At 42.2% G+C, this 12,500-nt stretch carries 11 protein-coding genes; 10 read left to right on the top strand and 1 reads right to left on the bottom strand.

All coding sequences use genetic code 11. The annotated features are described in order from the left end of the window. Window position 1 precedes the first annotated feature (1 nt). From C727_RS0112425 to C727_RS0112380, 10 genes are all read left to right on the top strand, one after another. Window positions 2-2,701 (top strand): FimV/HubP family polar landmark protein, encoded by a 2,700-nt coding sequence (locus C727_RS0112425; protein ID WP_017445970.1) that lies wholly within the window; start codon window positions 2-4, stop codon window positions 2,699-2,701. A 53-nt stretch (window positions 2,702-2,754) separates the two neighbouring features. Next, window positions 2,755-3,558, top strand: a complete 804-nt coding sequence (gene truA, locus C727_RS0112420; RefSeq protein WP_017445969.1) for a tRNA pseudouridine(38-40) synthase TruA — start codon at window positions 2,755-2,757, stop codon at window positions 3,556-3,558. Window positions 3,559-3,680: 122 nt separating this feature from the next. Next, entirely contained in the window at window positions 3,681-4,559 is an 879-nt protein-coding gene (gene accD / locus C727_RS0112415) for an acetyl-CoA carboxylase, carboxyltransferase subunit beta (RefSeq protein ID WP_017445968.1), read from the top strand. 18 nt (window positions 4,560-4,577) lie between these two features. Beyond that, window positions 4,578-5,819, top strand: coding sequence for a bifunctional tetrahydrofolate synthase/dihydrofolate synthase (folC, locus tag C727_RS0112410; protein ID WP_017445967.1), 1,242 nt, complete (start codon window positions 4,578-4,580; stop codon window positions 5,817-5,819). Between the two features lie 3 nt (window positions 5,820-5,822). Next, the gene (locus tag C727_RS19100) at window positions 5,823-6,554 is read left to right on the top strand and encodes an SPOR domain-containing protein (protein ID WP_017445966.1); all 732 of its coding nucleotides are present in this window, start codon (window positions 5,823-5,825) and stop codon (window positions 6,552-6,554) included. A gap of 65 nt (window positions 6,555-6,619) precedes the next feature. Next, complete coding sequence (locus C727_RS0112400) at window positions 6,620-7,117, top strand: CvpA family protein (RefSeq protein ID WP_017445965.1); 498 nt, start codon at window positions 6,620-6,622, stop codon at window positions 7,115-7,117. A 13-nt stretch (window positions 7,118-7,130) separates the two neighbouring features. Further along, window positions 7,131-8,642 (top strand): amidophosphoribosyltransferase, encoded by a 1,512-nt coding sequence (purF, locus tag C727_RS0112395; protein ID WP_017445964.1) that lies wholly within the window; start codon window positions 7,131-7,133, stop codon window positions 8,640-8,642. Window positions 8,643-8,696: 54 nt separating this feature from the next. Further along, window positions 8,697-9,461, top strand: a complete 765-nt coding sequence (locus C727_RS0112390) for a sulfite exporter TauE/SafE family protein (RefSeq protein ID WP_017445963.1) — start codon at window positions 8,697-8,699, stop codon at window positions 9,459-9,461. A 13-nt stretch (window positions 9,462-9,474) separates the two neighbouring features. Beyond that, the gene (locus C727_RS0112385; RefSeq protein ID WP_017445962.1) at window positions 9,475-10,230 is read left to right on the top strand and encodes a DUF599 domain-containing protein; all 756 of its coding nucleotides are present in this window, start codon (window positions 9,475-9,477) and stop codon (window positions 10,228-10,230) included. After that, window positions 10,217-12,088: a metallophosphoesterase family protein gene (locus tag C727_RS0112380; protein ID WP_017445961.1), complete on the top strand. Its 1,872-nt coding sequence runs from the start codon at window positions 10,217-10,219 to the stop codon at window positions 12,086-12,088. Before C727_RS0112385 ends, C727_RS0112380 begins: the two co-directional genes overlap by 14 nt. On the opposite strand, the gene C727_RS0112375 is transcribed toward C727_RS0112380, so the two are convergent. Then, window positions 12,078-12,488 (bottom strand): hypothetical protein, encoded by a 411-nt coding sequence (locus C727_RS0112375; RefSeq protein WP_017445960.1) that lies wholly within the window; start codon window positions 12,486-12,488, stop codon window positions 12,078-12,080. The two genes, C727_RS0112380 and C727_RS0112375, sit on opposite strands and share 11 nt — an antisense overlap. Between the last annotated feature and the right edge of the window lie 12 nt (window positions 12,489-12,500).

Here is a 12,500-nt window from a genome sequence, read left to right as displayed (position 1 = left end):
AATGCGTAATTGTTTTAAGATTGTTTGGCTGTTTGTCTGTTTAACAGTTATAGCACCCGCTTCTGCTGAAGTTCAAATTCGGGGTGATAGAGATACAGATATTGGCTTATCTGGGAAAACCTATGGCCCCATTTCCCGCCAAGACACCCTATGGCAAATTGCCAGCGAATACAAACCGGATAATAGTGTTTCAACTTATCAGGTGATGTTGGCAATTTATCAGGCCAATAAAAATGCTTTTAACGAGAATAATCTAAATAGTTTGCGTAATGGGGCTGTGTTACAACTGCCAACCCTTGCCGCTATTCGCAAGGTGAATCATCAAGCCGCGATGAATAAATCGGATTTAGATGATGAAGTTTGGCAAAAAAAATTGGAACAAAACCGCTTAGCTGCTCAGAGTCCAGCTGAAAAAAAACGGCAAACGACGGCGCGGCAAGCGGATTTAGAAACGGCTGAAAAAAACCTGCAAACAAAACTCAATCAGTTACAAACTAGCCAAGCTGAAGCTTATAGCGGTTTGCAACAACAATTTAAAAATTCAATCAGTGATATTCGGGCATTATTAGAAGAAAACGAAAAGCTTAAAAATCGTTTAGTAAAAGTGAACGAGCAAGTCGACCAGCTACGACAAGACCTTGGTCAGGGCAGTAAACTGCAACAGCAGGTTGAGCAAGTATTAAGCCAGCAAAAAGAAATCTTGGCAAACATGAATAAACAAAAAGCACAACAAGAGGCTGGTTTGCTAAATAGTTTTGCCGACACAGTAGCAAATAATCTTTTTTATTTAGTGCTGCTGGCCAGTTTACCAGCAATGCTTGTGGCTAGTTTATTATTTTTTTGGTTACGCAAAAGAAGTCATGATGCATCAGATAAAAACGGGCCAGCGGTTGAGTCAATCAATGCAAACAAACCCGACACTCGTTCATCTGAACCGTCCGGTGCCTCTGAAACGGCTGTCGAGGTATCAAATGAAGTGCCTAAATCTAAACCAAACGTGCCTGAAGATGATGATACGGCCATTCAATTAGACGACGATTTATTACCTCCGTTAGAGGATGATTTTGCTTTATTAAACGCCAACGAAACATCACCATCACAACAAACTGAAAAAACGAATCAGGCCGGCGAACCTTCGATATTAGACGAAGAGTTAACGGATGATGTATTGGATTTGTCATTAAGCGACTTAGTAGATGATGATACAAATGACGAAATTTCAGATGAAGATATAAACGCATTATTGCAACAAAGCAGTGAAGAAAATGAAGCTGAATTAGCAGCTCAAGTATTATCCAAAGAGCGCTTAGATGAACTAGCTAAAGCAGATACCGCTCAGGCCGGAGTCACTGACGAAGAGGGTGGTAGTATTGTGTCCGAGGGTACAAACCCAGCCTCAGAACAAGCGCTAGACGACTCAGATGAAGAGTTAGATGCTTTACTCGATGAAGATATGGAAAAATCAGCAGCAATGGGGGAGCCGTCAAATAATCAAGAGCTTGATCTGAATGAATTACTTGCTGATGAGCAAACCGAAAAACCAGATTTACAAGCTAACTTGAGGGAATTAGAGCAAGATCCTGAACTTGATTTAGCCGCGGATGTTGACGAGCTAGACGCTGGTGACCTAGACACAGACGATCTAGAGACTCATGAGCAAGCGATTGAAAAGTTTGAAGCAGAACCCAGTCAGCTAATTGAAGAAGATGATGAAGAAGATGCAAATGCACAAGTGAAAGACTCGCCAGACGACGTAAAGCAAGCCGATAAACAGGAATCCGACAGTAAATTAGAGCAAGATCCTGAACTTAATTTAGCGGCAGATGTTGACGAGCTAGATGCTGGTGACCTAGACACAGATGATCTAGAGACTCATGATCAAGCGATTGAAAAGTTTGAAGTAGAACCCAGTCAGCTAATTGAAGAAGATGCAAATGCACAAGTGAAAGACTCGCCAGACGACGTAAATCTAGCCGATAAACAGGAATCCGATAGCAAATTAGAGCAAGATCCTGAACTTGATTTAGCGGCCGATCTAAATGAGTCTGCTGCTGATACTCAAGCTTCACAAGCTCTGGCATCGAAAGATATATTTGATGGCGGCATAAAAGACGAATTGGGTTTAAACGATAAAAATAATGATCTTGATGAGAGTTTTGATTTTGATGAATTAGATTTTAAAAATGATGATTCTTTGTCATTTATACAACCCAGCGCAAAAAACAATAATAATGACGTGTCGCAATGGGATGATTTGCTGGCAGAACAAGCCGACGATGAAACACATTTTGCAACCAGCAATAGTCACCAAGAGCGGCCTAAAGCGGAAATGCAAGTTGGGGCTGAGACGGATCTGGATTTGGATAGTTTGTTAACGGATGCTGGAGAAACCAAGACGCATCGAGATATAGACGATATCTTAACCAGTTTAGATGAATCGCCGGAAGAAGAAGATCCCTATAGTCGAGCGATTGATGAAAAAGGCACGCCAAAAGCTTTTGACGGAAAATCTACTAACGGGTATGACGTTGATGCTGATGATTCAAATGGATTGCAGGCACAACTTGATCTAGCCTATGCCTACGTTGAAATCGAAGATATAGATTCAGCAGAAGCTGCACTTAAGCGTGTGATCGCCGACGGTAATGACGAGCAAAAAAGCGAAGCTCAGCGCTTGCTTGCCAGGATTCAAAGCGAATAATGGCGTTGTGGCATTTTATCAGTATAATGCGACAATTTTTTGCAGGTGGCTAAATGAAAATTGCGTTAGGTGTTGAATACGAAGGCGCCAATTATTCGGGTTGGCAACGTCAATCACATGTCAAGTCTGTGCAGCAAACACTAGAACAAGCGTTGAGTCAAATTGCGCAAAGCGAGATTAGTGTTGTTTGTGCGGGACGCACAGACGCGGGTGTTCATGCAACTGGGCAAGTCGTACATTTTGAATGTCCTGTCCCACGAAAACTTTCTGCCTGGACTTTGGGGGCAAATACGCTTTTGCCGGATGATATTGCTATTCGTTGGTCTCATTTAGTTGATAGGCATTTTGATGCGCGTTTTTCTGCAACGGCTAGGCGCTACCGTTACATTATTTTTAATAACCGATTTCGACCAGGCATACTACGCCACGGGGTCACGCAAATATATGAGCCGTTAGATGCAACTAAAATGCATCAAGCAGCACAGGCGTTAGTGGGTGAACAAGACTTTACAGCATTTAGAGCATCACATTGCCAATCAAATACACCATACCGAAATGTTCATAAAGTCAGTGTTGTGCGTATGGGCGCTTATTTAGTGGTTGATATCAGTGCGAATGCCTTTTTACACCATATGGTGAGAAACATTGTCGGTTCGCTTGTTGAAGTCGGAAAAGGAGTGCAACCGATTGACTGGCTGAAAACCTTGCTGATGCAAAAAGACCGAACTTTAGCAGCAGCGACCGCAAAAGCGAATGGATTATATCTGGTAGATGTAACTTATCCGGATAAATTTGAACTACCTAAAGTCCCTGTGGGTCCATTGTTTTTACCTGACCAAGATTTGTTTGAGAGGTAAAAACCCGCAGGTTTTTGTTAAAAATTAATTCATATTATGATTTAATGTGCCGAATGACGGGTCTGAATAGAGTCAGACGATATACTTAAGCATTTAATTCAATAAACTTTCCCGAGATTATAATGAATAGCTGGATAGAAAAAATACTGCCAAAAACAAACTCGACTAAAAAAAGTAATGTGCCTGAGGGTGTGTGGGACAAGTGTAAAGCTTGCGAATCCATTCTTTATCGCGCAGATATAGAGCAACAACTGAATGTTTGCCCTAAATGTAATCACCATATGCGCATCAGTGCGCGCCGTCGCTTGGAAGCATTTTTAGATTCTGATAACCGTCAAGAACTGGGCAGTGATCTTGAGCCGCAAGATGCCCTGAAGTTTAAAGATTCAAAACGCTATAAAGACCGTATTAGCGCTGCCCAAAAACAAACCAACGAAAAAGATGCATTAGTAGTAATGCGTGGAACCGTTAAAGGCGTGCCTGTTGTTGCGGCGGCCTTCGAATTCTCTTTTATGGGCGGATCTATGGGATCGGTTGTTGGTGCGCGTTTTATTAAAGCCGCAGAGGAATGTTTAGAGCACGGATTGCCTCTGATATGTTTTTCGGCATCTGGTGGCGCTCGTATGCAAGAGGCGTTAATGTCATTAATGCAAATGGCTAAAACCAGTGCTGCTTTGGCAAAAATGAGTGAACGTGGTTTACCTTACATTTCAGTGTTAACTGATCCAACTATGGGTGGTGTCTCGGCGAGTTTTGCTATGTTAGGTGACATTCATATTGCAGAGCCCAAAGCGTTAATCGGTTTTGCGGGTCCTCGAGTTATCGAACAAACTGTGCGTGAAAAATTACCAGAAGGTTTTCAGCGCAGTGAATTTTTATTAGAAAAAGGCGCTATTGATATGATTGTTGATCGTCGTCAGATGCGCAATGTTATCGCTCGTCAATTAGCTAAGCTGATGCAGTTACCGTCACCTGAGCAAGAATGTTTAGATGAGCAATAAGCAACGAGCACTGAATTAATGCAGAAAACGCGTGATTTAAACCAGTGGCTTGAATATCTGTTGCAGCTACATCTTAAAGAAATAGATATGGGACTGCAGCGGGTGCAGGCTGTGTTTGAAAGACTAGCGCTGAATTTAAAACCCGCTCGCATCGTCTTAATCGGTGGCACTAACGGGAAAGGAACCAGCTGCCGGTTGATGCAGCAGTTATTGACAGCCCATGGTTATTCCGTTGGATGTTATAACTCGCCACATATAAAAGACTATCGAGAGAGAGTCACGGTAGACGGTGAATGGTTAAGTGAGTCGCGGCACTGCCAAGCTTTTGCTATTGTGGAAGAAGCACGCGGTGAGACCCCACTGACATTTTTTGAGTTTTCAACTTTGGCTGCATTAGTATTATTAGCGCAGGCAAAACTTGATTTCATATTGTTAGAAGTTGGTTTGGGTGGTCGGTTAGACGCGACCAACATCGTTGACCCTGAACTTTCTGTGATAACGACAATTGCACTGGATCATCAAGAGTGGTTGGGCCATTCAAGGGAACTTATCGGCGCTGAAAAAGCGGGTATATTCCGTCACCGTGGCAAAGCGGTTTGTGGTGATTATAATCCGCCGATAAGCTTGAGCAATATTGCTGCGGATTTAGAGACTGATATTCGTTACCAAAACAAAGACTTTAAAATATCATATGAGCCGCAAACGGACGGTGATGAATGTTGGTCGTGGCAGGGGCATTCTTTTTGGCCAGATTTACCTGTGCCTAATATGCCGTTGCAAAATGCCAGCACAGTGATGGCAGCGTTCGAACAATTGAATGTCAAATTAGATCCTACTTTGTTAAAAGAAACATTGCACCAGTTTACAATGCCAGGCCGTTGGCAAAAAATAGCTTCAGCGCCTGATCTTTATTTAGATGTGGCTCATAACCCCGAAGCGATAGAATATTTGGCAAAAAAATTAGCTGCGGTAAATATCAGCGGTCAAAAAATTGCTGTCGTTGGTATGTTGCACGATAAAGATTTTAAAAAGTGTTTATCGTTACTAAATAAAGTTTTTGACGTTTTTTATTTAGCCGATATTCAACAGCCAAGGGGAGCAAAAGCAAAAGAATTAGCACAAGCTCTGCCTGAAAACAAAATTATGGGTCAATATCAAAACCTTACCCAAGCATGCCAAGCTGCTAAATTATCGGCTCAAAGCCAAGATGTTATTGTCGCTTTGGGATCCTTTTGGGTTGTTAGCGAATTAATGAGTTAAATCATGAGCAATGCGTTTCAAAACCGATTAGTTGGTAGTATTATTTTTATCGCTTTATGTATCATCTTTTTACCCGATTTTTTAGACGGGAAAAAAGTGGTTTATCAAGATAATTTTGAACAAATACCGAGTCAAAGTGAAACCATTAAAATCCCACCTCAACCTGAAATCCCAGTGACCGAAATAGAGCAATCCCTCACCGAAAAAAAACAATCAGAGCAAATAATAGCGGCGGGGCAACTGGATGACGAAAGTTATGAAAATACGTTTAAGGATGACTCGGTAGAGCCAAGCGACACAGATAAAACTGGGATGCAGGCTGTTCGTAAACAAACAGAAAACGAGCAAAAAAAACAAGCAACCAACTCGTCTGATGAAGCTGCAGAGCGCGATTCAGAGCAGAACAGCGTTAAACAAATACCGGTGAAAGTGCAGCCCGAACAAAGTTCAGCTGATAGCCAGCTAGTTAAAACCCAAGCCATTGGCGACCAACAAGCTTGGACTATTCAGTTGGGTAGTTTTAGCAAACGTAGCAATGCCGATAGTTTATTAAAAAAATTAAAACAAGCGGGTTATGTTGCTTATAGTCGCCAAGTGGAAACTTCCAGCGGGGTGTTGAGCAAAGTTTATGTCGGACCTGAACTTGAAAAAGCCAAATTAGAACAGCAGTTACCAGAACTACAAAAACTTACTCGATTGAAAGGTCGTATCTATACTTACTCAACAGTGGAATAAAATTGGTAATTAGGGGGTCATATCTGTTAAAATCCGCGCGCAGATTCATTATCTAAAATATTTATATGGCCTGGTTCGATTATATTATCCTGTCCGTGATCGGCATTTCAACGCTTGTGAGCTTGATCAGGGGCTTCGTAAGAGAAGCTTTATCGCTTGTAGTTTGGTTTAGTGCTTTTTTTATTGCTAGCCAATTCTATCTAGATTTAGCCACCTACTTAACTGAAATTGAAGACGAAGTTTTACGAAATGCTGCAGCAATTGCGATATTGTTGATTGCATCTTTGATTCTAGGTGCTTTAGTTTCGTATTTAATTGCTCAACTGGTGCAAAAAACTGGCCTGAGCGGAACTGACAGAGTATTGGGTGTTGTGTTTGGTGCCTTACGTGGTGTTTTGCTGGTGGCTGCGTTGTTGTTTTTTGCCGATGCGTTTACACCGGTTGCCGATTCCCAATGGTGGCAAGACTCAGTCCTTATTCCTGAATTTAAGATCATCGTTGAGTGGTTTTTCGAATATTTCGAAAAAAGCTCAGCCTTTTTAAAAGATGTACAACCTGTTTAAGAGGTATTAATCCATGTGTGGAGTCGTTGGCATTGTTGCTCATTCTCCTGTCAATCAGTCTTTGTATGATGCGCTGACTGTTCTTCAACACCGCGGACAAGATGCCGCTGGTATTATGACAATCGATAATGATATGTTTAAACTCAGAAAGGCCAATGGATTGGTGCGTGATGTGTTTGAGCAAAAACACATGGAGCGTTTGTCTGGAAATTGGGGGATTGGCCATGTGCGTTATCCAACTGCAGGTTCGTCAACTTCTGCCGAAGCTCAGCCTTTTTATACCAATTCGCCTTACGGGATTGCTTTTGCACATAATGGTAATTTAACCAATGCTGAAGAATTAAAGCAAAACCTGATTAGTGAAGCGCGTCGTCACGTGAATACCTCATCTGATTCAGAGTTATTAATGAATACATTTGCACATGAATTGTGTGAAAGTGGCGGTGATTGGAATTTAAAACCCGATGACGTGTTTGCGGCTGTGACTGCCTTACACCAAAAAGCTCGAGGGGCCTACGCTGTGGTTGCTTCGATTATCGGTTTTGGGGTTGTGGCTTTTAGAGATGTGTATGGTATCCGCCCACTTGTATTAGGAAAACGCGAAACGCCAGCTGGCACTGAATATATGGTCGCTTCTGAAAGTGTTGCCATTGATGCTGTGGGTTTTGACGTGGTTCGTGATGTGGCACCGGGTGAGGCAGTTTATTTAACTAAAGAAGGTGAGTTATTTAGTCAGCAATGTGCCAGTCATTCTGAGTTAGTGCCTTGTTTATTTGAGTATGTCTATTTTGCTCGTCCAGATTCAACGTTAGATAACATCTCAGTTTATGCTAGCCGGGTTCGCATGGGGCAAAAACTTGGCGAAAAAATCAAACGACAATGGCAAGATTTGGATATAGATGTTGTGATACCTATTCCAGAAACTAGCTGTGATATTGCGTTAGAGATTGCGAATACATTAGAGCTACCTTATCGCCAAGGTTATGTAAAAAATCGCTATATTGGGCGAACTTTTATTATGCCGGGTCAACAGCAGCGACGTCGCAGTGTCCGACGCAAATTAAATGCAATTTCGTCAGAATTTAAAGGCAAAAACGTTTTATTGGTGGACGACTCAGTTGTTCGGGGGACGACCTCCGAACAAATTATAGAAATGGCGCGCGAGGCAGGTGCTAAAAAAGTTTATTTTGCCTCGGCTGCACCAGAAATTCGTTTTCCGAACGTTTACGGTATCGACATGCCAAGTGCAAACGAGTTGATTGCTTATGGTCGTGATGTGGATGAGATCTGCCAACTGATTAAAGCCGATGGTTTAATTTTTCAATCGCTGGAAGATTTAATCGCAGCCGTTGGTGAAGAAAGCCCTGAAATCAAACGTTTTGAAACGTCAGTTTTTGATGGTGCTTATGTGACCAACGATGTCAGCCAAGCCTATTTGGATCATTTAGACCAACTGCGTCGCGATTCAGCCAAACATAAGTCCAATAATCAAAGTTCCAGTCTAGAGATACATAACTTTAGCTAAAATAGATGCTGGCGGTTCACTGCCAGCTGACTTTTCTAAGAGCGGGATTGCCAGATGCTTGAGCAATTATTTTTATTTTTGGTCAGTCTGTTGGCAAACACGTTATCGTCACTCGCAGGCGGTGGTGCTGGTTTACTGCAATTGCCTGCAATTATTTTTTTAGGTTTACCTTTTTCAGTTGCTTTGGCGACACATAAGGTGGCGTCTGTCGCCTTGGGTGTGGGTGCGTCAATAAAACATCTTAAACAAGGCCAATTTGAAGCCCCATTGATTCTGGTACTCATCATTGCTGCGATCCCAGGCGTGATCTTGGGTGCGAATGTTATTTTAAAAATTCCAACCCAGATCGCACTTTTTTTATTAGGTGCTTTAACTTTACTGTTGGGTTTATACTCTATTTGTAAACCCCAGCTAGGCTTGCAGGAAACAACTAAAAATCGAAACTTAAGAGGATATATCACAGGCTCGGCTGGGATTTTTGTGATTGCTTTTTTAAATGGCTCATTAACCTCAGGGACCGGCTTGTTTGTGACCATTTGGCTGATCCAATGGTTTGGTTTGGCCTATGGCCGGGCTGTTTCTTATACACTTGTTATGGTCGGTATCTTATGGAATGGTACAGGTGCGGTCACTTTAGGGTATATTGCCCATGTTCAGTGGGACTGGCTGCCCGCGTTATTGTTAGGCTCTTTGTTAGGAGGTTATATTGGCGCATGGTTAGTGATCGCAAAGGGCAATACACTGGTAAAAAGAGCGTTTGAGAGTTTAACCGTCATTGCTGGATTATCACTTTGGTTTAAAGCCTTTAACTGGACTTAACGGATATATAAAGATGTTTGCGCCTAACATTTGGATTGAATTTTTATCGCTTTTGCTTTTTGTCATTATTTGGGTGTCGTATGCTGTGTTTGCGCGGCGTGCTGCTAAACATAGGCAATCTTTGTCGAGTGTGATGGTGATTTATCGGATAGATTGGATGAAACATCTATTGCAGCGTGAAAACCGAATCCTCGATGCCTCTTTGATGGGGAACATTGAAAAAAGCATTAGTTTTTTTGCCTCGACGACGCTATTTGTGATCGCTGGTGCATTAACTGCGTTAACATCAGCACGCTCTATTTATGAAATTATTCAGCTAGTCCCTTGGGTGTGGCCACAAACAATGGATATTATCCAATTAAAAGTGGTGACTATCATTGTGATATTGATTTATGCCTTTTTTAAATTTACTTGGGCGCTGCGCCAGTTCAGCTTTGCGTCTGTGATGATAGGGGCTGCACCTAATCATAATGATACACGTGCGACTGAAGAAATGAAGCGAGTGTTTGCGGTAAATGCCGGTAAATTAATCGATCAAGCAGGGCATAATTTAAATGCAGGTATGCGATCTTATTATTTTGCGTTAGCTGTAGTGGGTTGGTTTATTCATCCATTGTTATTTATCGCCGTGACCTTAATTGTGGTCGCTATTTTATATCGACGAGAATTCAAATCCCGTTCGTTGCGTTCGCTGGCTGACGGTTTAGAGATGAGCCAGTATTATCTTGACAATCAGGAACTCAAGTTTAATAAATATGGCCGGAAATGATTTATCTAAACAAATACTCTGTGGGCCGATTCTTCGCCATTTGAATAATAGCGAGGTGACTTTTTGGTTAGTCACGCGCCAAGCGTATCAATTTAGCGTTTATTTTTTGTTACCTACAGGTCGGTTCACTGAGCAGCCAGTCAAAACTGAACAAGTGCAAATTGGTGAAAGGGCTTATGTATATCTGTTGCAAGTGCAGCCTCAAAACGAATTACCATCACAGCAAAAAATCGAATATCAGATTCAGCTAACCGACGGAGGGGAAAATTACAATCTAGCGGACGGATTGGGCGATATCTATTATCCAGGTGAAAAAAACTTAAGTTTTTATGTTCCGCATAACATTCGCCGTCTTGCTCATGGCTCCTGTCGTAAACCGCATCACCCCTCGGATGATGCACTTGCTTGTTTAGATCAGTCGATAGCCAATGGTGAACAAGCGCGTCCGGACCTACTCGTGCTTAGTGGCGATCAGGTGTACTTAGACGATGTCTGTGGCCCTATGGTGCATGCGATTAGCCAAGTGATTGAACAGTTAGGTTTATACCATGAAACGCTTCCTGGCAGCCGAATTACCAACAGTCAAGCGTTGGCGGAACTGCCTGAATCTTATTATCAAAGGGTTCAGTTGTTGCCTCATACCGAAGCGAACCAAGACCTCTATAAACGTTTTTTTCAAGCTAAACGCAAACCCGTGTTTACGTCAGTGCATGCGCAAAATCATCTTATCTCGCTCAATGAGATGTTGGCGATGTATTTACTTGTATGGTCCCCCAGTCTTTGGCAAGCGATTCACTGGTCTCATCCTGACGTTTTATTGCCTGAGTTCAAGTCAGTTTATGACAATGAAAAACAAATATTGCAGGCCTTTACTCGGGGGCTAGCTGGCGTTAGACGCTTATTTGCCCACATCCCTGTCTATATGATCTTCGATGATCATGATGTGACAGACGACTGGAACTTAACACGTAATTGGGAAGAAAGCGCGTATGGCAATCCTTACTCAAAACGTATTATCGGCAATGCGTTATCAGCCTATTGGTTATGCCAAGGGTGGGGCAACACACCCGCTCGTTTCAAGCCTATGCTCGAACCTGCCAGAAAGGCCTTTGGACCCGAACAGGGTAATGCGCAGGATAAATTTATAGAGCAATTATTTGCATTTGAAGGCTGGCATTATCAATTAGATACTAAGCCCTATCTTATGGTGCTTGATACTCGCACCCGTCGCTGGCGATCAGAATCTAACGGTAACAAACCGTCGGGGTTAATGGACTGGGAAGCTCTATGTGATATGCAGCAAAAGATGTTGGGGCATGATTCGGTTATTTTGATCTCTGCGGCCCCTGTGTTTGGCAATAAAATGATTGAGGCGGTGCAAAAAATATTCACCTTTTTTGGCCAAGCTTTGGTGGTCGATGCTGAAAACTGGATGGCGCACCGCGGAACAGCGAATGTGTTGATGAATATCTTTAGGCATTTAAACACGCCAGGACACTTTATTATTCTATCCGGCGATGTGCATTATTCTTTTGTTTATGATGTATCTCTTCGCCATAAACAAAATGCGAATAAAATTATACAGTTCACTTGCAGTGGTTTTAAAAACGAGTTTCCGGCGCGTTTATTGAAGTGCTTTGATAAACTAGATCAAATTTTCTTTAGTGAAAATTCGCCGCTTAATATTTTTACTAAACGGCGGCATTTAAAAATTGCCAGTAGACATCCAGCCGACTACCCGAAGCAGAGTGTATTTAACGGTAGTGGGGTTGGCCTGTTAGAATTAGATAAAAACGGCCAGGCAACACGTTGTCAAATTTTTACCATTCGTGGTAAATGCATCGACTTCATTGAGTAACGTTTGCAACCGCCAGTTCAAAATACTTACGCACACTGGTATTTACATCCACTTGAAGTTTTTGATAACAAATACCGGGAAATGCAAATGTTCGGCCTGAAAACGCTAACAAAACAGCAGGCGCATTGCTATCACTGTCGTCATAAAGCCATTCGCCCCCAATATGCTTGCGGTAGGTCTCACCCAAATATGCACCCAACATATTGCAGATAACAAAAATAAAATCCTGTTTGCGATCTTTTTCTTCGTTTAATTTGGCCAAGCTCCAGAGCAACATTTTATCTACGTCTGCAATGCTATCAATACTAAAATCTAAAGTCAGTTGATACTCTTGTTTTGCATAGCGAACCGCGTCTTGTGCGGATTCTTCCATCAGCTGGCTAATTTCTTCTTGTGTCATAAAGTCCCCTAA

It is taken from the genome of Gayadomonas joobiniege G7 (genome assembly GCF_000300815.1).
Taxonomy (GTDB): Bacteria; Pseudomonadota; Gammaproteobacteria; order Enterobacterales; family Alteromonadaceae; genus Catenovulum; species Catenovulum joobiniege.
This window is presented reverse-complemented; position numbering and strand designations above follow the sequence as displayed.

Coding starts and splice junctions, on each gene's coding strand:
- C727_RS0112425 (WP_017445970.1), top strand. CDS start 2: ATGCGTAATTGTTTTAAGATTGTTTGGCTGTTTGTCTGTTTAACAGTT.
- truA (WP_017445969.1), top strand. CDS start 2,755: ATGAAAATTGCGTTAGGTGTTGAATACGAAGGCGCCAATTATTCGGGT.
- accD (WP_017445968.1), top strand. CDS start 3,681: ATGAATAGCTGGATAGAAAAAATACTGCCAAAAACAAACTCGACTAAA.
- folC (WP_017445967.1), top strand. CDS start 4,578: ATGCAGAAAACGCGTGATTTAAACCAGTGGCTTGAATATCTGTTGCAG.
- C727_RS19100 (WP_017445966.1), top strand. CDS start 5,823: ATGAGCAATGCGTTTCAAAACCGATTAGTTGGTAGTATTATTTTTATC.
- C727_RS0112400 (WP_017445965.1), top strand. CDS start 6,620: ATGGCCTGGTTCGATTATATTATCCTGTCCGTGATCGGCATTTCAACG.
- purF (WP_017445964.1), top strand. CDS start 7,131: ATGTGTGGAGTCGTTGGCATTGTTGCTCATTCTCCTGTCAATCAGTCT.
- C727_RS0112390 (WP_017445963.1), top strand. CDS start 8,697: ATGCTTGAGCAATTATTTTTATTTTTGGTCAGTCTGTTGGCAAACACG.
- C727_RS0112385 (WP_017445962.1), top strand. CDS start 9,475: ATGTTTGCGCCTAACATTTGGATTGAATTTTTATCGCTTTTGCTTTTT.
- C727_RS0112380 (WP_017445961.1), top strand. CDS start 10,217: ATGGCCGGAAATGATTTATCTAAACAAATACTCTGTGGGCCGATTCTT.
- C727_RS0112375 (WP_017445960.1), bottom strand. CDS start 12,488: ATGACACAAGAAGAAATTAGCCAGCTGATGGAAGAATCCGCACAAGAC.